This window comes from Morganella psychrotolerans (assembly GCF_965118875.1).
GTDB lineage: Bacteria > Pseudomonadota > Gammaproteobacteria > Enterobacterales > Enterobacteriaceae > Morganella > Morganella psychrotolerans_C.
In genome coordinates, this window is sequence record NZ_CBCPJD010000006.1 from 235175 (window position 1) to 257341 (window position 22167).

Consider the following 22167-nt stretch of genomic DNA (forward strand, 5'->3'; position numbering starts at 1 on the left):
GTGGTTGTAAATCAACGGGATATATATCTTTATGGTTTGTCGTTTATTTTTTATTGCACTATAAAATATTGAAAATGTTATTTTTGTTTAAGATAAAATATTATCGGTATATAGATGATTATTATCTGATAGACTTAAAATTATCAGGCATAGTGATAGAGAATTGTCAGAAAAAGGAAAGTGTAATGAAAAAGAGTTTGATTTTTGTTTTGGGTATTTTGTTTTTATCTGGTTGCCAGAGTAAGGATCAGGTATCTGAAAATGAAACTGTTTCAGATAAAGCATCAGATAAATGGGGGAATTGCCTGGTACGTTATACGGTCGGGAAGGCAGCTATTACCGCTGACAGCAAACAGGTTATTGTCGATGATGCATATACGACCTGCAAAAAAGAAATGAATGAGGCTATTGAGGTGTTAGTTGCTGATTTATCAGCTGATAAGTCAGTTTCTGAACCGATGAAACAAGCGGCAAGACAAAAAGCGGTCGAGTTATTAGAGGTCGGTTATAAAAATGAGATTGTACCTGAATTATATTCGGCTATTGATGAAATAAGAAAATTAAACTAGTGGCGACTGTGCATAACCAGCGGTCAGTGTAATGTGTTTATGGTATATGTTATTTTCTGTATTTGTGTTGTCGGAGAGGATGTCACATAAGAAGTTTGCCAGAGTTATCCACTATAAAATATGAATATTAAAAATTTAATAAATAAAATGAAAATATTATGTTCCCTATTTAAGAAAAGAATAATATAGGATATTAGTGTATGATTATTGGTCGGAATTTAATTAGCATATATGGAAATATAAGGTCAGAGGTGTTTTATGGATAATGTATCGTCACAGAATGTTCAGATTAATGAATTTGTGGAACGGTTAAAAATAATTTCGGGGCAACAGTTTTTACGTTATCTGAATGAGAAAAAGATTAAAACAACGTGCCAGATGTGCGGACATAATGGCAAACAGGTTATTGATGAAACCAATTATACCACGGCACAGGATCGCCTTGAGAATAGAGAGCCGCACACATTTGTTACCTTTTTTTACCATACGCCGGGGATACCCGTCGACAGTACAAATAATTATTATTATCGGCTGACGTGTGATAACTGCGGCTTTATCACACAGCATAGCGCCAAATATGTATTAAGATGGCTGGATGAAAAAGCTCACTTTGATCAACAGCTGGCGCTCGCTATGCAGACAGAAGAGAAACCGGAAATAATGACCGAAAGTGCATCAGTCGGTGAAACTGAAAAATAATTGATTTTTTAGCTGAACACCGGATGTTTTGCATTGGTGTTCAGCCCTGTTTTATTGCATACATACACCAGCCTTGATTTACTCATCATCTTCTTGCAATTTGACCAGAATGTTATGATTTTTTAGAACTTTACTTTGAGCGGTTGACAGGGTTATATGTTATACGCAGAAATACCTGTAATAAAAATAAACGGAGGGATGTATGGAAGATGGTTTAATGGTGATTGCCGCATTAGCACTGATTGCTTTAGTTGTCGGAGTGATAAAACCCTCTCTGGTCGGAATGAAAAGCCGGGTTGGCGCAGTTATTGGGTATGCGATTATTTTTATTATCTTTTTAGTACCGGCATTAATTTTGTTGCCAAATTGATCTGTTCTGAAATAAAAACTAAAATTATTAATTATCATTGTTCAGACATTGTGGAGATAATTTAATTTAGTGTAAATAAGGTAAAGTTAGTTACTGCCGGATTGACCTTTCCCTTAGGTCAACGTTTATAGTTAATTCCATCAACCAGATATTAAATACAAAGGAATTAATGATGAAAAAAACTCTTCTTATTACTGCACTTCTCTCCGGTTTTATTACGTTCGGTGCTGCGGCATCAAATACAATGGTATTGAGCGGGGATATGCACGTTGTCAGCACACCTGTACAGAAGGAGTTAGGCGATTCAATGATGCGTATGCATGATGATATGGCTAAAACACTTTCTGAGCAAAATGCTGATATCGCCTTTACTGAAGGAATGATTGCACATCATAAAGGTGCCGTTGAGATGGCGAAAATAGAATTAAAGTATGGTACTGATGCAGAAATGAGAAAACTGGCGCAGCAGATTATAGATGCTCAGGGGCCGGAGATCAAGCAAATGCAGGATTGGCTGGATAAAAATAAGCCTGCTAAAAAATAATATAATCAATAAAATCACTGCATAATAATATATATTACTATGCAGTGATTTTCTATTTACAGAATACTGAATCTTTACCATTTTCGTGGTATCAAAGTGCTATTCAGATCGCAAAAAAACATTATATCAGCCCGGGAACTCCTTAGTTTATAGACAAGTAAAAGGCATCTGCGTATTACATAGCCTGTATTAAAAATTAACTCATATAACGGAATGGTTGAGTGTAATAATAAGGGATGAACTATGACAGATCCGGCAATTTCTGCATTTCTTGCAGAACGTAAAACAGAGTGGTTGAAAAAAAAACTGAGAGGGTTAACGAATAAAACGGATATTGATGCGTTAAGGCAATACAGTGAAGTGCTTTTTTCTTTGGCTCAGTGGTTACCGCGTGCGGCAGTACGTGCCGGTCAGATATCTCTTTCGACTCATCCGTGTACATTTACGCATCCCTCTGCTCGTCAAAATAGCATGAATACCGGTGGTATTGCCGGTAATAACACGGTTACTGCTGTTATTGCGCAGGCAAAACAAGATAATGACGGTTTTCTTCGTTCCGGAAATATACAGACAGAACCCGATGCGCTGGGTAATGCCGCGGCACTCGATATATACAGGTTTCTGATGCTGAAAATGCAGGATAACCGCACATTATTGTCTCATATAGATGAAGAAAGTTTTCTGGCAAAATCTCTTTTGAGTTACGGGGATTACAGTGTATTGCGCAAAGGTTTTCTACAGGTGGTAACCGGTAAAAAATCAGCGGTGACCAGTTCAAAAGTAAAACAAGTTTATTTTCCTGTTTTTGACAATATAGCCGGAGATAATTACCATTTACTTTCTGTTCTGACACCATCCGGTATATTGTTTGAGCTGTGCCGGCGTATCGAATTTATCCGGCGGTCATCCGGAGATAAGATAGAACAGAGTAATTATAGGAATAACAATAGAAGTCTCGAATCATTCCAAACTATTGATAGCGTCGCTATTATCCGGTTTGGCGGAAGTAAACCTCAGAACATCTCTGTATTTAATAATGATAATGCAGGGAAAGCCTGTTTGCTATTATCCGTTCCTCCGGGATTTAAATGTCAGGAGATGCAAAATAGTGTCCGCTGATTATCTTTTACTGCCCCATATCCGTATTCATAATGCAAATGCGTTATCCGGGCCATTCACTGTTGGTTTTCCTGCAGTCACTGCCTGGATGGGATTTGTACATGCACTGGAGAGAAAACTATCAGATATAGGGTTTCCTTTTATCCGGTTGAGTTACACCGGTATTGTCTGTCACAGCTGTAATTTACAGGTTTATAAATCACCCGAAGATATAACCTATTTTATTACCGGGAAAGGAAAGCCATTAAATAAAAATGGCAGAAATGCATCATTTATTGAAGAAGCCAGGTGTCATTTGAATGTTTCATTATTTATTTATTGCAACAATCAAAATATGGATAAGCGTCGGTTGCCGGGCGTTATTTATGATTTATTACTGACTATGAAAATAGCAGGCGGGGATATATTGTCTGTATCCACTCCGGTTATCGGGACATTGTCGGATGATAACTGTGACAATAATCGTTTGCTGCGCAAAATGATGCCAGGTTATGCGTTACTTGAGCGCCGTGACCTGATGTCTGATGCGATGAATCGCGGAGAAGATGCAATGGATGCACTACTAAATTATATCGCCGTCACCCGGGAGTATGTCGGAGAGAAAAACAGCAAAGGGAAAAAAAAATATAAGTGGCGTAACCGGCGTAAAGCGCCGGGGTGGATAATTCCTGTTGTGACCGGTTTTCAGGGTATTTCTCCACCCGGAAATGCGGAAAATCAGCGGGCAGAGGGTGTTCTTCATCGTTTTGCTGAGAGCGTTGTGACATTAGGGGAGTTCCGGCGGGTTGATAAATTACGCCATCCTGCCGATATGTGGTGGGAGTGTTTTTATCAGAAAGAAAAAAATCTTTATCTGTGTCAGCAGGTTTGTTCTTATTTTCCCGGCCGGGGAGAACATTGATGAATGAACACAGGGATGTGGTGTCTGTTTTATCATTTGAGAAAAAATTAGTGCCATCTGATGGTGTTTTTTATGGTGCAGATTGGCGGGAGAATAGCCTGGTTACCCCACTGAAATTACAGGAAAAATCAATTCGGGGAACCTTGTCGTTCAGGCAGAAAAAAAGGTCAGAAAGTCAGTTGCCGGAGACTGTCGGGTATATGGGCAAACCCAACCTGCAAACAGTGGATACCTGTGCGCTGGGGCCGGGGCAGGACACGCTGCTGTTTCGTTTTACCCTTAAAGTGATCGGCGGGCTTCCGTATCCCTCGGCGTGTAACAATGCTGCATTCAGGCTGCGTTATGAAAAAGCAGCAGCGGATTATCTGGTCCGGGAAAAGTGCAGGGAGCAGGGGCGTCGCTATGCACTCAATATTGCGAATGCCCGTTTTCTGTGGCGTAACCGGGTGGGTGCTGAACATATTGAGGTGGTGGTTAATATCCTTAATAAAGGGCGGGAGCAGCAGTGGCTGTTTGACGCATGCACATACAGTATCCGGGATTTTAACCAACGGGATGCTTACCTCAGCACACTGGGTGAAAAAATAGCGGAAGCGCTCAGCGGTAATAAAGGTGCACTGTTGCTTGAAATTTCAGTCCGTGTTCAGTTGGGAAAAGGGCAGGCTGTATATCCGAGTGGTGAGCTGATACTGAATAAAGGAAAAGGGACTAAAAGTAAGGTGCTTTATCATATTGACGGAACTGCGGCGATGCATTCACAAAAAATTGGTAATGCACTGCGCTCTGTCGACACCTGGTATCCTGCATATTCTGATCCGCTGAACAGTGCCGGAGCGATTGCGGTTGAGCCGTTTGGTGCGGTTACTCATCTGGGAATGGTCTTCCGCCCGCCCGGCTCCGGGCAGGATTTTTATACCCTTTTTTATAAGTGGGTGTACGGGGAATTATTACAGGAAAATGAGGAACATTATGTCGTCGCGGTATTGATCCGCGGGGGAGTATTTGGTGAGAGAGATAAATAAAACAGCATATGAATTATTATCAGACTATCACTATATTATCTGAGGCAACTGTCTCTCCGGCATTTATCCGGCAAAAAGTCTGGCAGCGGATACATATTGCGCTGGTTGATAATAAAATAGCGGAAAACAGCTGTGCAGTTGCGGTTGCATTTCCTGACTATAGTAGCCGGGAGCCCACTCCGGGGGGCCGGTTGAGATTGCTGGCAATGAAATATGATGAATTGATCAAACTGAATATTGCAGGACGATTAATAGCTATGTCCGGTTATATTGCAATCAGCCCTGTATTACCTGTACCGGAGCAAAATACACCGGTCAGTTATATCCGTGAGCATGTTAAAGGATGGGCGCGTATTAACAAAGATATGCAGTTAAAAGCAGCGAGGTGGGCAGCACAAACCGGACAGCCATTGGATATATGCCTGGCAGTACTGGAAAAATCAATGCCCTGCGTCCGCACTTCGCTGCCGTTTATCCGGACAGAGTCGTGCTCAGGACAAATATCACATCGCCCGTTTCCGTTATTTATCAGACGGTTGGTTTTTAGTTCGTCGCAGCAGGGGACATTTACCTGCTACGGGCTGAGTCATAAGAGTGCTGTGCTTTCTGCGGTTGCGACTGTGCCACATTTTTGATGATATTTACTGCCACGCAGGCAGCTTAGAAATAATTATGATAGAGAGATTATTTACTGCCATACAGGCAGCTCATTCTCATTAAGTTATATGTGTTGATACAGCCGGTATAAAAACAAAACGTCCTTGTTATCTCCTGCAGGGACAAGGACGTTTTTGTTATTTATTCAGCCGGCGAGGCGTAAATTTCCGGGAGAGGAGGACAGTGAGGATCCGGACTGACGACAAAAGTTACATCAGTGGAGAACCGACGTTTTGGTGCCAGTTCCCAGACAACCCGCAATGAAAATTCACCACTTTCGGTCGGTTTTCCATACAGCGTGCTGGTTCTTTCATTAAAATTCAGTCCGATGCTGCTTTGAAAATAGATACCAAGGACGGGGACTTGTCTGCCGTCATGCAACATTGCTGTGACCGGAGAGTTAAATGGTTCATTCTGACGGGCGCGTGCGACTTCGATCCGGATTGTCGGCCGTGCAGGTGCCTGTGGTGCAAGCGGCATCCGGGGCTCTGCGTGTACGTCGCTATGGGCCGTTATGATATCCGCAGGATCAGCAGGGGGCTGGTGGATATGTTCTGATCCCGGTTCGTTTTCCGGTTCAGTCACAGATTTGCTGTTTTTTGTTACATCTTTAAAAACCGGACCGGTAGGTGTTGCTGTGGGTTTATCTGCATTTTTACCGGATGTCTTTCCCGCTGCAAGTAATGCAGCAAGTCCCCAGGGTTTAGGATCTGCGGCGTCTGTATCATCTGCAAACAACCAGTTTTCTGCCAACAGGTTATTGTCCTGTTGTTTTGTCGCCGGTGGCAGGCTGTTGAGCAGCGTGGTTCCGGTCGGCTCCGGTTGTACAGGCGTTGAGGGGATCTCCGCTGATGCCGTGTTCTGTGCTGTATCTGGCTCATCAAACAACCATGAGCTACTGCGCAATGTATCCTGCGTAGTGTGCGATCCATTGGCGGAGAGATCGCCGATCACGGGGATATCTGAGTCATCGGTATCGAGGTCTTCAAATAACCAGCTGTGATTTTTCTGTGAAACCGGTGTTTCTGTCGACTCTGAAAATTCAGGGAAGAGGGATTTATCACTAAAAACAGATGCAATATGGTCGGCGACTTTTGCTGCGGTATCTTCTGCTGTCTCTTCTGTATAGCTCTCAGCCGGTATTGTGACAGCATCGGCTGAGAATTCACTTTGTGCGGCTTCCTGAATTTCCGGGGAGTTCACCGGTTCACTTTGTGGCACAGCAGGCGTGCCGGAAAAACTGAAGATATCACTAAGCACGACCGCTGCTGGTTGAGCGGGTTTGTCGGCAGATTCAGTTACTGTGTCTTCAACCGGTTCAGCCATTGTTTCTTTCAGTGCGGCTTCCGGCTCAGCCGGTTCTGAAAATACACCGAATGGCGGAAGATCCGCATCATCAGTCTCTGTGTCTTCAAATAACCAGCTGTGATTTTTCTGTGAAACCGGTGTTTCTGTCGGCTCTGAAAATTCAGGGAAGAGGGATTTATCACCAAAAACAGATGCAATATGGTCGGCGACTTTTGCGGCGATATCTTCTGCTGTCTCTTCTGTATAGCTCTCAGCCGGTATTGTGACAGCATCGGCAGAGAATTCACTTTGTGCGGCTTCCTGAATTTCCGGGGAGTTCACCGGTTCATTTTGTTGCACAGCAGGCGTGCCGGAAAAACTGAAGATATCACTAAGCACGACCGCTGCTGGTTGAGCGGGTTTGTCGGCAGATTCAGTTACTGTGTCTTCAACCGGTTCAGCCATTGTTTCTTTCAGTGCGGCTTCCGGCTCAGCCGGTTCTGAAAATACACCGAATGGCGGAAGATCCGCATCATCAGTCTCCGTGTCTTCAAATAACCAGCTGTGATTTTTCTGTGAAACCGGTGTTTCTGTCGGCTCTGAAAATTCAGGGAAGAGGGATTTATCACCAAAAATAGCAGCGATATGGTCGGCGACTTTTGCCGCAATATCATCTTCTGTCTCTTCTGTATTGTCTTCAATACTCTCTTCAACCGGAGTATCACTCACTGCAATTTCCGGTACGGCAGGTTCTGTCTCTGCGGTTTCGTTGTTCAGGGCGGAGAGTGTGCTGCCACTGAGAGGGCTGCCCATCACCATCTGTGGATTTTGTGATTGCAGCTCAGCTAATTCGGTTGCCTGCGTGGCAGCAATTCCGCTGTATTTTATCTCAATAAGGCGGGTAAGAAAGTCCAGAGCTGCGGTGATGGTATCGTCATCACACAGTGCAGTTAATTCTGTGTTGCGGACACGGCGTCCGGCCTGTTCCACCAGTATTGTGCAGATTGCACGCTTCTGATCGGGTGTTATCTCCATTAACCTTTCCCTCTGTTAACATCTGAATTATCACTGTGATTAAAACGGATACCCCATCCGTATTACGGGTCATTATCCGGTATCGTCCTGACTGACAGGGTAAGTGCATTCCCTTATCCGCATTGGTCAGGGAATTGTTTAGCCATCATACTGCAAAACGTACAGGGCAAAATATGGGTGAAGTCTGATTGACGCAGGATGCTACATAATAAAATAATGGCAATCTTATTAATCCTAAATTTATGTTATTTAATATTAAATTAAGTAATAACAACTAGTCCCTGGTGTCGGGTATGGGTTTCTTTTCAGGTGCCTGTTCTATTTTTCATGATATTAAACAAAGATTCAGGCATCGCTGATTGTTTCTGACCTGAAGAAAGCTAAGATGAGCATTCCACTTAAGGGGAGATGGTCGTGCGGGCAAATATACCGGAGGAGACGGCAGAATGACGTATCGCGCATATTTTCAATCTGTAAAAAGTTTATCGCAGGCGCAGCGTCAGAAAATGGCCTCACTCTATTTTGCGTATTACACCGGCAGTGACAGCAAACAATTTTTGTCCGACCTGGCGCATAAACAGGAAGTTCTGTTTCTGATGTATGGTGAGAAAATTGTAGGGTTCAGCACGTTACAGTTTTATCCGTTCCGCGGATACCGGATTGTCTATTCAGGCGACACCATCGTGCATCCTTCCCACTGGAAACAACAGACACTGCACGGTGCCTGGTTGCGTCGTATTGCCCTGCTGCGGGAAGAGTATCCGGATGAGCGTGTATTCTGGTTTTTGCTGGTCAAGGGTGTGCGCACTTACCGTTATATGAGCACGCTGGCACTGACGTTTTATCCGCATCGGAACGGTAATATTAAAGAGCCGGAACTGGCGAAATTAGCCGCGGATCTGGCAAAAGATAAATTCGGTGTGTTGTATAACCCCGCCCGGGGTGTGGTGGAATGCCCGACGGCGTTTGGTTATCTGAACCGGACTATGGCGGCGGTTTCTGATGCGCAGCGCAGCAAGCCGGATGTCGCTTTTTTCCTGCATAAAAACCCGCACTATGTTTGCGGTCATGAATTGGTTTGCCTGTGTGAAATCACACCGGACAATATCCATCCACGCTTTCAGTCACTTTTTACCCGGCCTGATGTTGAGTTCCGCCATGGATAACGCATGGCGTCATTTCCGGCGCTGGTCACCTCCCCGTACTGAAAAATACTCACTGCGCGAATGCCAGTCCCGTTGGCTGGCAGCCTGCCTTGCTGCTAATAAAACCTGTGCTTACGGACAGTTACATCATTTTGATACTGTAATATCCATGTCTGATTACCAGCAGACGGTCCCTCTGACCACTTATCATGACCTTGCGCCATGGATAACCCGGGTGGCAGAGGGTGAGGAAAATCTGCTTTATAACGCACCGACCCTGGCATTTGAAATGACCGGCGGCAGTCACAGCGGCGGTAAACTGCTGCCTTATACGGCCGCGGGCCTGAATGATTTCCGTCTGGCCGTGATTGGCTGGTTACATGATGTGGCGGACAGATTTGATCTGACTCACGGACGGGTTTACTGGGCGCTGAGCCCGGCAGTGACCCGGATGACTCAGACCCCCTGCGGATTACCGGTCGGTGGCGGTGATGCATTGTATCTGGGAGAAGAAAATCTCTCTGCATTCAGTTCATTATCAGCAGTTCCCCTGAGCCTGGGGCGGGTGGAAGACCCGGAAGACTGGCAGTTGCTTACGCTGGTTTATCTTTTATGTTGTGATGATTTACGCCTGATTTCGGTCTGGAGCCCGGCATTTTTGTTTCCACTGCTCAATGCACTTGATTCACGCCGGACAGAGATTACTGCGCTGCTGTGCAGCGGCGGAAAGCTGGCGGGGCATTCGCTGACGGCAAACCAGGCGGCGCTTGCGCGTTACCGTGATTATCTGGACAACCATAATACAGCGGTGTTATGGCCTGAGCTGATACTGATCAGCTGCTGGGATCAGGCCTCTTCCGGGCCACTGGCGCGTGCACTGATGGCGCGCTTTCCGTCAGTGACACTTCAGGGAAAAGGGCTGCTTTCCACCGAAGCGGTGATCACTATTCCGTCTGTCGCGGGTGATCCGCACCTGAGTATTGACAGTAATTTTTATGAATTCAGCCATCGCTCCGGACATATCTTTCTTGCCGATGAACTGGAGTATGGTGAAACATACAGTGTGATTGTGACCACTAACAGCGGGCTGTACCGCTATCAGACAGATGATCGCGTGCTATGCACCGGGCACAGTGAAGAGGGGATCCCGCGGCTGCGTTTTATAGGGCGTGATGGTATCAACAGTGATTTGGTCGGAGAAAAACTGACTGAACTGTTTGTTTGTGCCGGGCTGTCTGCATTGCAGGATTTTGCCGTGCTTGCCGCCGATCCGCAGGCGCCGGGCTATGTCCTGCTGCTCAGTGACTCAACTATGAATGATGAGCAGGCGCAGGAGAGCTGTGACGTGGTTGAAAACTATCTGTGCAGTAACCCGCAGTACCTTTATGCGAGACGCCTCGGGCAGCTTAATCCGCTGACATATTACCGCCTGCATGAGCCGGTGGAGCATTACTTCCGCTTACAGTTACAACAGTCGAAAAGGTTGGGAGAGATAAAAATTCCGGTCCTGCTGACAACACCGGATTGGCGGACCATGTTTGACCTCAGGGAGTTTCCGAGATGACACAGACTATTTATTCGCTACAGCGTCCGCTTGATCTGGTGCTGCTCTCGCCTAAAGGGCCGCTGTACCGCAAGCAGGGCGGAATTTTCAAACGTTCTTTGCGTTATCAGCCGCTGACACTGACGACACTCGCGGCATTAGTGCCGAAATCCCTGCCGGTGACTATCCGGCTGATTGATGAAAGCATTGAAGAGTTGCCGGACGATTTCACCGCCGATCTTGTTGTGATGACGGTGATCACAGGGAATGCGCCGCGTGCTTATGATCTGACCGCACAGTTCCGGGCAAAAAAAATCCCGGTCGTGCTCGGCGGACCGCATGTGACCTTACTGCCGCAGGAAGCGTTGCAGCATGCAGATTCAGTCTGTATCGGCTATTCAGAGCAGAGCTGGCCGCAGCTTATCCGTGATTTTATGGAGGGCGCAATGCAGCGGGAGTACCGGCAGAGTGCGGATTTCACCCTCGATATACCTGATTTGCCGTTTCCTGAGCGCGAGCGTTTTGATGCACGACATTTTCTCACCCAGGGGGTGTTTGAGGCCACGCGTTCCTGTGCGCACAACTGTGAGTTTTGTGTCGCGCCCAGCGCCTGGGGACGCAAACAGTTCCAGCATCCGGTGGAGTGGGTAACGGAAGATATCCGCCGCTATGTGGCGCGCACCGGCAAACGGAAAGTGATTTTTGTCGATTTAAACCTGGTGTCTGATATCGGCTACGCCAAACGGCTGTTTACGGCTCTGATCCCGCTGAACATTCAGTGGTTCGGGTTATCAACGGTACTGATTGCTCATAACCATGAATTGATGGAGCTGATGGCGCGCAGTGGCTGCAAAGGCTTACTGCTGGGACTGGAAACCGTCAGTGACGGCAGCCTGAAAGATGCAGGAAAGAAATTTAACGGCTCGGTGGATTACAAAGAATTAATCGGTGATTTGCATCGTTTAAAGATAGCCATTCAGGGCTGTTTTGTATTCGGACTGGATCACGATACCACGGATGTGTTTGATCGCACGGTAGATTTGGCAATTGATGCCGGAATTGATTTACCGCGTTTTTCTGTTCTGACCCCGTTCCCCGGCACGCCGTTGTTTAAGCGTCTGGAAGAGGAAAAACGGATCTTAACCACGGACTGGTCGTTGTATGACGCGCAGCATGTGGTGTTCCGTCCGGCACTGATGAGTGCGGGGGAACTGGAACTCGGTCATGAGCGCGCCTGGAAAAAAGTGTACCGCTACAGTAGTATTGCGCGGCGCTTGTGGCAGGCGCGTAACTTTAAACCGCTGGCGCTGACGGCAAACCTGGGTTATCGCTTCTATGCGCATCATCTACATCAGTATTACACCTGTGACTGGCCGATAGAGCATCATCCGGCAAAATCGGGTAACAACTGATGCGGCTGACATTTATTCATCCGGCGATTGGTCACCGGCGCGGTGAGGCATATCTGCGCTCCTGGCAGATGGAGCCGCTGCCGGTGGCAACACTGAAAGGACTGACCCCGGCGGATATCGACACCCGTTTTTATGATGATCGCCTGGAGACAATCCCGTTTGATGAACCAACTGATTTAGTTTCCATTTCGGTGGAAACCTACACAGCGAAACGGGCGTATCAGATTGCAAGTGAGTACAGAAAGCGCGGCGTGCCTGTGCTGATGGGCGGTTTTCATGCCACGCTGATGCCGGAAGAGGTAAAACGCTTTGCCGATACGATTGTTACCGGGGAGGCGGAATCTGTCTGGGAAACACTGATTGATGACTGGCGGCACGGCACGTTACAGCGGGAATACCACGGGGAGCAGACTGATCTCCGGGGTGTTCGTGTTGATCGCAGTCTATTCGCAGGCAAGCGATATCTGCCGATAGGACTGATAGAAACCGGGCGCGGTTGCCGTTTTCACTGTGAATTCTGCGCGGTTCAGGCATTTTATCAGCAACGTTACCGGCGGCGTGATCCTGACCATGTTCTGCGGGAACTGGCTGAACTGAAAGGCACAAAAAATCTGTTTTTCTTTGTGGATGATAATTTCGCGGGCAGCCTGCGGGAAAGCGGTGATGTTTTACCGGAACTGGCAAAAGCCGGTGTCCGCTGGGTGACTCAGATGAGTATTGATGCCGCCCATGACGAAGAATTTGTCCGCGCACTGTCACAGGCGGGCTGCCGTGGTGTTTTGATCGGGTTTGAATCCCTGAATGAAGCTAATCTGCGGCAGATGAAAAAAGGTTTCAATACCATGAAAGGCGGTTTCAGTCAGGCGCTGGCAAACCTGCGCCGTCATAGTATTGCGGTCTACGGCACCTTTGTGTTCGGCTATGATCATGATACACCGGACTCTTTTGGTGAAGCCGTGGCTTATGCCCGGGAGCAGAGTATGTATATCGCGGCGTTTAATCACATGACGCCGTTTCCGGGCACTCCACTTTATGAACGTCTGGCGCAGGAAAAGCGCCTGCGTTATGAACAATGGTGGCTTGATGATAACTACCGTTACAACGAGCTGCCGTTTTATCCGGCACAACTGTCTCCTGAGGCAGTCACGCAGGGATGCCTCTCAGCACGGAAGGCATTTTATAGTTCACGATCGATTTTTCAGCGCAGCTGGCGTAACCGGGGTGATTTTTTTATGTTTCGCAATTACTTCCCGATTAACTGGTTGCATCACCAGGAAATAAGCAGCCGTAACGGCTATCCGCTTGGTGATGAAAATTGGCAAGGTAAATTATCAGAGGTGAAATGATAGAGGTCATTGACGCGACAACGGAGCATATCGCAGAGTTACTCGGGCTCCTTGAAGAGAACGCCATGCAGGGTGAATGGGAACTGATTATGACCCGTCGCCCGGGCTATTTTTCGCCCCGGGATGATTTCGGGGATGTGTATCCGGCACTGGCCAGAGACGGTGACACCCTGGTGGGTATGTGCCAACTCACTGTACAGACCGGCTGGGTGAACGGGGAAGACACGCAGATGGGGTATCTCAGCAGCCTGCGTATTGTGCCGAAATACCGCAATCATCTGAAAGTGTTACAGGCAGGATTTTCTTATCTGCGGCAGTTACCGACACCGGATCACTGCTACACCAGTATTGCGGAAAATAATCTGCTGGCACGCCGGTTACTGGAGCGGGGTGTGGAAGGCTTGCCGCTTTACCGCCATCTGAGCAACATGACGACGTTGGCGATTAACAAAAACCGGGGCAAAAACCGCGGGCTGTGGAAATTGGTTCCGCCGGAAGATTATACGGATGTTATCCGTTTTTTTGCTCAGGAAGCCGAATCACGCCAACTGGCACCGGCACTGAATCTCAAGGCTATGCAGCAGGTCGGGATCACGGTTCTGGGCAGTTATCAGAACGGACAACTGGTGGCGTGCGGAATGCTCTGGGATCAGCGTGCATTCAAACAGGTGGTGGTCGCGAATTACTCCGGAAAAATGAAGATGCTGCGTCCGGTTTATAACGCGTTTGCAGGTATGACAAAGCGTCCGCAAATGCCGGCAATTGGTGATGTTATCCCACAGAGCTTCCTTTCATTCCTGGCGTGTACGGATGACACACTGCTTCCGGATCTGATTGAGGAAGCGATGCTGTTTTGTACCACGCCAATCATGACGGTCGGGCTGCCATCGAGCCATATCTGCACAAAAGATGTGATTGCCCGTACCGGTGCATCCGTGTATTGCACCCGGATCTATGGTGTGGATCTCACGGCGGCACCAATGTGGGACGGGCGGATTGTGTGGCCGGAGGTGGCTCTGTTGTGAACATCGTGCTTATCTACCCGAATATGGGAGATTACCGCACGAAAGATGCAATGACGCCGCTGGCGATAGGTATCCTGGCGGCGCTGTCACCGGGACACCGCCTGACATTTTATGATGATCGCCTGGAGGAAATTCCGGATTCTCTGCCGGACGCGGATCTTATCGCGATATCCGTTGAAACCTTTACCGCCCGGCGCAGTTACCAACTGGCGGATAAATTCCGTCAGCAGGGAAAGAAAGTCGTGTTGGGCGGTTGTCACATTACCTTTATGCCGGATGAGGCTGCACATCACGCAGACAGTATTCTGCTGGGTGATGCAGAAGGTGCATGGGAGCGGATGCTCAAAGGTGCGGAACGCGGCGCATTACACCCCCGCTATCAGGGGGATCACGCGCGCCCGCTGACAGAGTATAAACTTGACCGGCAGATTTTTGCCGGCAAGCGTTATGCGCCCATCTCGCTGGTGCAGTATTCGCGGGGCTGCCGTTTTGCCTGTGATTTTTGCTCTATTCATGCGTTTTACCCGGGCGGTGTGCGTACCCGTCCTGCAGTACAGGTGCGTGAAGAGATCCTTTCCCTGCCCGCCAATCGCTTTATTTTGTTTGTCGATGACAATCTTTTTTCCGGTCGCCGTGCGCTGAATGATTTTTTACAGATGCTTGCGCCGCTGAAACGGTGCTGGGGTTGTCAGATAAGTATTGATATAGCGCGTGATGAAAGCATGCTTGATGCGTTGGCGCAGGCGGGCTGTGGTTTTGTGCTGATAGGCTTTGAGAGTCTGAATAGTGTAAATTTGCGGCAGATGGGAAAATCCTGGAATCATTCAGCGGGTGAGTATGCTGCGGTTGTGGCGGCACTGCATCGGCGCGGGATCGGCGTTTACGGCACCTTTATTTTTGGTTACGACGGCGATACGCCTGATACCATTGCGCAGTGTCTGCGTTTTGCACAGGAAAACCGGCTGGAAGTCGCAAATTTTAACTTACTGAACCCGACACCAGGCACAGCGCTGTATGACAGACTAAAATCACAGAGAAGGCTGTTTTCACCGAACTGGTGGATTGACCCGGATTACCGTTACGGTGACCCGGTGTTTACGCCCGTGGGCATGAGTACGGAACAACTGACTGAACTCTGCTTTCAGACCAAAACCCGGTTTTACCGGTTCGGCTCTGTTATCCGGCGGCTCTGCCGGGTGAGTCCGCGACGGCGCTGGCGCACATTATGGGTGGCGTGGCTGGTCAATATTGTTTCCCACCGGGAGATTGCCCGCAAGCAAGGGAAACAGCCGGGGGGTAAAGCATGAAGCTGATACTGATCAAACCCAATATCGGACGGCGCGAGCACAGTCTTTATGTCGATGAAGGGCGGATGGAGCCGCTGATGCTCGGCATTCTTGCCGCACTTACCCCTCCGGATGTTGAGGTTGTGCTGTATGACGATCGCATGGAAAGCATTCCTTATGATGAACCCGCCGATCTTGTTGCTATCACGGTTGAAACCTTTACTGCCCGGCGCGCTTATGAGATAGCCGCGCAATTCCGCGCCCGTGGTGTGAGGGTGGTCATGGGCGGTATTCACGCCACACTGCTGCCGGATGAAGTCGCACAGTATGCCGATAGTGTCTTTACCGGTGACGCGGAAACCCGCTGGGCAGAGATGATCCGTGACGCGCAAAAAGGGCGGCTGAAGTCGCGCTATGATGCGCCTGCCGGTGTCGGACAAATCGATCACAACCAGTGTGGTTGTCTGCCCCGGCGTGATATTTTCAAAGGTAAAGGGTATCTCCCGATCAATTTAATGCAGTTTACGCGGGGTTGCCGGTTTGCCTGCCGTTTCTGTGCGGTCAGCCGCTATTTCGGGCGGCAGCATTATATCCGCCGTATTGATGAAGTGGTGCGTGAGATTGAAACTCAGAAGCCAAAATTTATCTTTTTCGTCGATGACAATATCGCATCTGATCATGGCGCGCTCGGTGAATTATGCAGTGCGCTTACGCCTCTGAATATTCACTGGATAAGTCAGGCAAGCCTGGATGTCACCCGCAACCGCCAGCTGATGACTAAGCTACAGCAAAGTGGCTGCTGGGGGAATGTGATGGGATTTGAGTCCATTAATCCGGACAGTCTGCGTGATGCACGAAAATCGCCTAACTTACGCGAATTTTCGCAATATCGTGAAGAAATTGCTGTATTACGTGATTTCGGATTACAGACCTGGGCAGCATTTACCCTCGGTTATGATCATGATACGGCTGAGAGTGTGGAGCAAACGACAGAGTTTGCCCTGAAAAACCGCTTTGCTTTTGCTGCCTACAATATTCTGATGCCGTATCCGGGAACGCCGCTTTATCAGCAGCTTGCTCAGGAGAACCGCCTGTTATTTGACGGGAAATGGTGGCTGCATCCGGAATACCGTTTTAATCAGGCGGCATTTCAGCCCGCACAGATGAGCCCTGAAACCCTGACAGAGCTGTGCCACAGTGCCCGTAGCCGGTTTAATAGTATGCCGTCGATTATCCGCCGCTTTTCTGATCTGCGACTGACTCTGCAATCTCTTTCACGCATGGCGACATTCTGGCGCTATACCTTATTGTTCCGCAAAGAAGTACATAAGAAGCACCGGATGCGGTTCGGGCTGAAATAACAATAAAGGAGGCGGCAGATGACCAGAGAAACTGACTCTTTTGCGCGGCGGGCACTTAGTTACCTGTTGTGGTGTATCCCGGTGAGTGTGGTGTTCTTTACCCTTTATCCGCTGATGAATATGTTTACCGCCGGGCGCGATACGTTGTATTCCTTATGGATTCCGGCTGAACTTACCATCCCGTTTGTGCCCGGTTTTATCTGGGTGTATTGCTCGTTTTACCTGATTATTCTTGCGCCATTGTGGTTTGTGCCGTGCCGCGAACACAGGCAGCTGGCATTCACCTTTATAGCGGTGACGCTGATTGGCGGACTGATATTTTTTATGCTTCCGGCGCAGCTTGGTTTTGTGCGGCAATTGCCGGATAACCCGCTTTACCGGGCGATGTATAAGACACTGTTTGAACTGGATCAGCCGCATAATCTGGTGCCGTCGCTGCACGTTGCCTGGTCGTGTGCGGCAGTACTGGCAATTATCCGTCATACCGGAAAAGGGCTGACGGCGCTGTTTTTACTGTGGCTGGCGCTGATTGCGCTCTCCACATTACTGGTTCATCAGCATCATGTGGCAGATGTTGTCACCGGGTTGCTGCTGGCTGTAATTGTTTCATCTGTAATGAGGAAATTATTATGAAAAGGATCATTATCAGTGCATTGATGGTATTGAGTTTCTCACTCCACGCGCAGCCCGGTGAAGAAGATGGCGCTATTCATGATGAGTTGCGTCAGGTGATCGCCACGGTCGCCGGTGCTATCAACAGCGGGGAGTATGACAAAATGCTGCCGGTGATGAGTGACAATCTGCGGGCAACACCCATTACGCAGGAGTTTATTTCCGGCAAGGAAGCGATAAAACCTTATTTTGAGTCCTGGTTTGGTCCGGATAAGTTCCTGAAAAAGCTGAATATCAGTTTTAATGCTGATGTGGTGACCGAGCTGTCAGCGGATAAAACCTGGGGGATCGCTTACGGTAGCGGGCTGGAAAAATATCAGCTGAGCGACGGGCGCACATATGATTTCCCGACCCGCTGGACAGCCGTTGTTGCACCTGAAGATGGCAAGTGGAAAATTCGTGCTATTCATATCGGGACAAATTTTACCGATAATCCGTTGCTGAATGAAACGACCGCTGCACTGCATGGCATGATGTACGGTGCGGGCGGGCTGGTGATTGGTCTGCTGGCAGGAATTTTTCTGTTCCGCCGCAAATGTGCCGGTAAACCGGAAACGGCAACGGCAACGGCAACGGATAAAAAATAACAGCGGAGTTTCTTCGCTGAACCCGGGGACGGCTGATAACGGGCAAAACGAAAAGACACTGTAAATACGTCCGTGTAAGCTCAGCCGGGCCATCCATGGCGCGGATGCTTTTCGTTGCTTTGACCGTTATCGCCGTAGCACCTTACCGGCAGAGTTATTAATAAAGAACGCTTCCTCTTATTTCTGTTGCGGAAATAAAAAGTTCAGATCCGCCTGCGCGCCCATTTGTGGTGCAGGGCGCACACCATGGCGCCACAGACTGAAATAAATCCGCCAGAATGTCGGGCGCGGCTGATCATCCACCAGAGACGGTAACTGATACCAGGGTGCATGAGGATGCTGGTGGTGCGCAAGATGACAGTGATAATTAAGGGCTATCCAGCGGGAAAGCGGCAGAACTTTCAGGTTCCAGGCACCATTTATCACATCGCGGCGGCTCCATGCGTGATCAACATATTGCAGTGCTGACCAGTGCAGAGCGAATGCCCACAGGCAGAGAAAATATCCCGCTGCACTTAAATCCAGCGACCAGAACAGCAGTACCTGCCAGAGAAAGGCACCGAGCAACTCACACCAGACAGTCAGCGGCGGCAGTTTCGCCAGTTCGGGAACCTGGGAGCCGAACCCCAGCGCCGGGGCGATTTTTGTGACAAATACCCGGGAGCGGTAAACACCCGGCGCAAAGAACCAGATAAGGTTACCGAGCAGCACACAGAAATAGTAAAGCCCCAGCAGATTTCCTGCGTAGAGCCAGATATTACGCAACCAGCGGGGTTGATGAGACAGATAATAATCATACAGCTCATTATCAGTGCGGTTATTTTTGTGATGATTTAAATGCGCTCTGTGCTGGAGGGTAAAAGAGGTCGGAAATGCCCACGCAGCAATCACACCAATCACGCGGTTTCCTGTTGCAGAATGTGCAGCCACGCCGTGAACCGCCTCATGCAGGATGGCAAAAGGCATATTGTTGATCAGCATAAAGCCAATCAGAGCGGGAAGCGCCCAAAACCAGGAAAGATGACTGACCGCCCACAGGCACACAGCTGCTGCTGTCATTGAAAAAATCAGTAAAACAGTGTTAAGCAAAAGGCGCATCAGTCAGACTTCCTTGTGTTATCAGTGACTACCGCGGAACTAAACAGGGCGGGATTTTCCCGGCGCAAACGACGACCATAAAGACGGAAACCGAAGTTTGCCACCAGGCGGATCAGACGGTTTCCGGGATGGCTGAAAACCCGCCGCCCGATAGCGGACAGGCGGTATGTTTCACGCCAGGCTTCATGCAGCAACCCGTGCAGTTCTTCCGGCGACATCTGTTTGGGCTGAAAAACAACATGTTCGTTATCGTATAAACTCAGGTCTTGTGTGATTAACCGGCCTTCCTGCTTCATTCTTTCCCACAACCGGGTGCCCGGCAGCGGCGTCAGGACAGAAAAACGTACCAGATCGAGCCCGAGAGCCGGTATCCGGAGGAGTGTGTCCCGGATACTTTCCGGGGTGTCTTCATCAAAGCCCAGAACAAAACAGCCGAGTGCTGCGATTTTATTATGACGCAGAAGGCGGATCTGGCGCTGGTATTCACTGACCTGATTACAGCGCTTTCCGACAGATGTCATCGTATGCTGACTGAGATTTTCGAGTCCAATCAATAATCCTTCACAGCCACTGTTACACAGGGCGCGGAATACCTCTTCGTCATCGGTCACATTAAGCGTTGCCAGTCCGGACCAGCGGATTTTGAGGGGGATCAGGGCGCGGAAGAGTGCGAGACTGTACCCGCGATCGGCATACAGGTTCGGATCAAGAAAAATCCAGCGCCGTTCACCGCTGAGTTTTATCTCTTCAATGACCTCTTCAACCGGACGTGCTGTCCCTTTTCGTCCCCACTGATGTTGTATTGAACAAAAGTCACAGGACAACGGACAGCCACGATCGGCAATAATCGTGGAGATTTTCATATAAGTACGGCGGGGAAGCAGATCACGGCGCGGTACCGGCATTGGCAGATAACCCCGCTCCGGTGTGTGCTGATAGCGGGCAAGCGGATGTCCGTCCGCAAAGTCCTGCAAAAATTGCGGCCAGATGTGTTCACCTGCGCCGATCATGACGGTATCTGCATAATGTGCAGCTTCATCAGGTTGCAGAGTGACATGTGCGCCACCCATGGCAACATACGCCCCGCGCTGTCGCCAATAATGGCACAGCGCATAAGCACGCGGAGAAGAAGAGGCAGTGGAGGTGATAACCACCAGATCAAAATTGCCGGTGGTGACAGGCGGGGAAACACCTTCATCTGTCAGTGTCAGTTCCGCGTTCAGGTGCGGCGGAACAAGGGCGGCAAGTGTGATAAGGGTTAGCGGGGCATAACTGATAGCAACAGAAAACGCACTTTTCCTGTAACGGTACGTTCTGTCAAACGGCAAAATCAGTAAAATATTCACCGCTGTATCCTGTTCCTGAATTTGACATAAGTAAGATAACAATGACACAGCGCGCAGGTGTACGCACTGTGTCTGATCAATTATCAGGCTTTAACCACCTCCAGGATGGAGACATAACAGCCGGTCGGGATCAGTCGGTTGATTTTCAGTCCGGCTTTTGCCAGCAATGCCTCAAATTCAGGTATGGTCCGCTCGCCGCCGTTCGGGAAGGCGGTCAGGCAGAGAATATCCATAGCATGACGGGAGTCCAATTTTTTTACCGGATAGATAATTGGCTCAATAATCAGTAGCTTACTGTCTTTTCGCATGGATTCACGGCAGTTGTTCAGTATCACCAGCGCTCGTTCATCCTGCCAGTCCTGCATAATATTTTTCAGGATATAAATATCAGACTCAGGCAGGGCTTCAAACAGGTTTCCGGACACGGCAGTCCACCGGCTATCTATGCCCTGTCCCGACAGCCGGTTGTCTGAAAGCACATGCGGGCGATCGAGTAATATACCGTGGAGTGACGGATTTGCCCGCAGGATCCGGAGCAATAACCCGCCCAGACCACCGGCGATATCCATTACACGGCTGTTTTCAGGGAATTCATAGGTATTGACGACAAAATAGTTTTCCACTTCAGACAAGGCAGACATCCCGGACGGGAAGTTGTAGTCACCGCCCTGATGTTTTTCGTGGTATTCGTAGAACGATTCACCGAAACAGTCTTCAAACGGTGGTGTGCCCTGAATGGCATCAGTCACCCGGCCAACGGGTTTCCACAGTGTTTCATCTGTCAGCATCAGAATGGTATGGCGCTGTGAATAGGGATGGTCTGCTTTCAGAAACTCAGCTTCTGTATTCAGCCCGTAAAGATCATTGTCATAAGCGGTAAAAATACCGTTAGCAGTCAGCATCCGGAAGACTTTATGCAGCAGAGCCGGCTGTGATTTTGTCCGTTCAGCCAGTGTATTAACAGAAAGCGGTTCCTTTGCAAGGTGATCGGCAAGATGCAGTTGTGATGCTGTGCGCAGACATCCGGGCAGAGTAAAGCTCATCGCGATATCCATAACACGTAGCGCGGCTTTCTCTTCAGCGGGCGTCATTGGTATATTTTGTGACATAAAGCGACTCCTGTTTTAGTTAAATAAAATTAAA

21 protein-coding genes are annotated in these 22167 nt (G+C 48.7%); 17 read left to right on the top strand and 4 right to left on the bottom strand.

The window, feature by feature from the left end; translation table 11 throughout:
- Nucleotides 1-185: 185 nt before the first annotated feature.
- The 8 genes from ACMHKJ_RS08435 (at nt 186) to cas6f (ending at nt 5859) form a co-directional block, all read left to right on the top strand.
- Nucleotides 186-569, top strand: coding sequence for a hypothetical protein (locus tag ACMHKJ_RS08435; RefSeq protein ID WP_067364521.1), 384 nt, complete (start codon nt 186-188; stop codon nt 567-569).
- Nucleotides 570-827: 258 nt separating this feature from the next.
- Nucleotides 828-1268: a hypothetical protein gene (locus ACMHKJ_RS08440; RefSeq protein WP_413493074.1), complete on the top strand. Its 441-nt coding sequence runs from the start codon at nt 828-830 to the stop codon at nt 1266-1268.
- A 202-nt stretch (nt 1269-1470) separates the two neighbouring features.
- Nucleotides 1471-1638 (top strand): hypothetical protein, encoded by a 168-nt coding sequence (locus tag ACMHKJ_RS08445; protein ID WP_413493076.1) that lies wholly within the window; start codon nt 1471-1473, stop codon nt 1636-1638.
- 172 nt (nt 1639-1810) lie between these two features.
- Complete coding sequence (gene copM / locus ACMHKJ_RS08450; protein WP_413493315.1) at nt 1811-2182, top strand: CopM family metallochaperone; 372 nt, start codon at nt 1811-1813, stop codon at nt 2180-2182.
- Nucleotides 2183-2425: 243 nt separating this feature from the next.
- Complete coding sequence (locus ACMHKJ_RS08455) at nt 2426-3301, top strand: type I-F CRISPR-associated protein Csy1 (RefSeq protein WP_413493078.1); 876 nt, start codon at nt 2426-2428, stop codon at nt 3299-3301.
- The gene (gene csy2 / locus ACMHKJ_RS08460; RefSeq protein ID WP_413493080.1) at nt 3291-4202 is read left to right on the top strand and encodes a type I-F CRISPR-associated protein Csy2; all 912 of its coding nucleotides are present in this window, start codon (nt 3291-3293) and stop codon (nt 4200-4202) included. Before ACMHKJ_RS08455 ends, csy2 begins: the two co-directional genes overlap by 11 nt.
- The gene (gene csy3 / locus ACMHKJ_RS08465) at nt 4202-5224 is read left to right on the top strand and encodes a type I-F CRISPR-associated protein Csy3 (protein ID WP_413493082.1); all 1023 of its coding nucleotides are present in this window, start codon (nt 4202-4204) and stop codon (nt 5222-5224) included. The genes csy2 and csy3 overlap by 1 nt, the downstream gene beginning before the upstream one ends.
- 8 nt (nt 5225-5232) lie before the next feature.
- Complete coding sequence (gene cas6f, locus ACMHKJ_RS08470) at nt 5233-5859, top strand: type I-F CRISPR-associated endoribonuclease Cas6/Csy4 (RefSeq protein WP_413493083.1); 627 nt, start codon at nt 5233-5235, stop codon at nt 5857-5859.
- 163 nt (nt 5860-6022) lie between these two features.
- On the opposite strand, the gene ACMHKJ_RS08475 is transcribed toward cas6f, so the two are convergent.
- Nucleotides 6023-8203 (bottom strand): hypothetical protein, encoded by a 2181-nt coding sequence (locus ACMHKJ_RS08475; RefSeq protein ID WP_413493085.1) that lies wholly within the window; start codon nt 8201-8203, stop codon nt 6023-6025.
- Between the two features lie 446 nt (nt 8204-8649).
- Here ACMHKJ_RS08475 and ACMHKJ_RS08480 point away from each other — a divergent pair, with 446 nt between their 5' ends.
- Genes ACMHKJ_RS08480 through ACMHKJ_RS08520 form a run of 9 tightly spaced genes read left to right on the top strand, consistent with a single transcriptional unit; the run spans nt 8650 to nt 18580 of the window.
- Nucleotides 8650-9369, top strand: coding sequence for a hypothetical protein (locus tag ACMHKJ_RS08480; RefSeq protein WP_413493087.1), 720 nt, complete (start codon nt 8650-8652; stop codon nt 9367-9369).
- Nucleotides 9362-10912, top strand: coding sequence for a GH3 family acyl-acid amido synthetase (locus ACMHKJ_RS08485; protein WP_413493088.1), 1551 nt, complete (start codon nt 9362-9364; stop codon nt 10910-10912). The genes ACMHKJ_RS08480 and ACMHKJ_RS08485 overlap by 8 nt, the downstream gene beginning before the upstream one ends.
- Nucleotides 10909-12303, top strand: coding sequence for a B12-binding domain-containing radical SAM protein (locus ACMHKJ_RS08490; RefSeq protein WP_413493090.1), 1395 nt, complete (start codon nt 10909-10911; stop codon nt 12301-12303). Before ACMHKJ_RS08485 ends, ACMHKJ_RS08490 begins: the two co-directional genes overlap by 4 nt.
- Nucleotides 12303-13649 carry a B12-binding domain-containing radical SAM protein gene (locus ACMHKJ_RS08495; RefSeq protein ID WP_413493092.1) on the top strand — a complete coding sequence of 449 codons (1347 nt, stop codon included), beginning with the start codon at nt 12303-12305 and terminating at the stop codon, nt 13647-13649. Before ACMHKJ_RS08490 ends, ACMHKJ_RS08495 begins: the two co-directional genes overlap by 1 nt.
- The gene (locus tag ACMHKJ_RS08500) at nt 13646-14674 is read left to right on the top strand and encodes a GNAT family protein (RefSeq protein ID WP_413493093.1); all 1029 of its coding nucleotides are present in this window, start codon (nt 13646-13648) and stop codon (nt 14672-14674) included. The genes ACMHKJ_RS08495 and ACMHKJ_RS08500 overlap by 4 nt, the downstream gene beginning before the upstream one ends.
- The gene (locus ACMHKJ_RS08505) at nt 14590-15981 is read left to right on the top strand and encodes a B12-binding domain-containing radical SAM protein (RefSeq protein ID WP_413493094.1); all 1392 of its coding nucleotides are present in this window, start codon (nt 14590-14592) and stop codon (nt 15979-15981) included. The genes ACMHKJ_RS08500 and ACMHKJ_RS08505 overlap by 85 nt, the downstream gene beginning before the upstream one ends.
- Complete coding sequence (locus ACMHKJ_RS08510) at nt 15978-17321, top strand: B12-binding domain-containing radical SAM protein (protein ID WP_413493096.1); 1344 nt, start codon at nt 15978-15980, stop codon at nt 17319-17321. Before ACMHKJ_RS08505 ends, ACMHKJ_RS08510 begins: the two co-directional genes overlap by 4 nt.
- Nucleotides 17322-17339: 18 nt before the next feature.
- Nucleotides 17340-17954, top strand: a complete 615-nt coding sequence (locus ACMHKJ_RS08515; RefSeq protein WP_413493098.1) for a phosphatase PAP2 family protein — start codon at nt 17340-17342, stop codon at nt 17952-17954.
- Entirely contained in the window at nt 17951-18580 is a 630-nt protein-coding gene (locus tag ACMHKJ_RS08520) for a YybH family protein (RefSeq protein ID WP_413493100.1), read from the top strand. Before ACMHKJ_RS08515 ends, ACMHKJ_RS08520 begins: the two co-directional genes overlap by 4 nt.
- Nucleotides 18581-18757: 177 nt before the next feature.
- Here ACMHKJ_RS08520 and ACMHKJ_RS08525 read toward each other — a convergent pair whose 3' ends face one another.
- From ACMHKJ_RS08525 to ACMHKJ_RS08535, 3 genes are all read right to left on the bottom strand, one after another.
- The gene (locus tag ACMHKJ_RS08525; protein ID WP_413493102.1) at nt 18758-19639 is read right to left on the bottom strand and encodes a fatty acid desaturase family protein; all 882 of its coding nucleotides are present in this window, start codon (nt 19637-19639) and stop codon (nt 18758-18760) included.
- Nucleotides 19640-19677: 38 nt separating this feature from the next.
- Nucleotides 19678-21024: a B12-binding domain-containing radical SAM protein gene (locus ACMHKJ_RS08530; RefSeq protein WP_413493104.1), complete on the bottom strand. Its 1347-nt coding sequence runs from the start codon at nt 21022-21024 to the stop codon at nt 19678-19680.
- 83 nt (nt 21025-21107) lie between these two features.
- Nucleotides 21108-22133, bottom strand: a complete 1026-nt coding sequence (locus tag ACMHKJ_RS08535; protein WP_413493106.1) for a methyltransferase — start codon at nt 22131-22133, stop codon at nt 21108-21110.
- Nucleotides 22134-22167 lie beyond the last annotated feature (34 nt).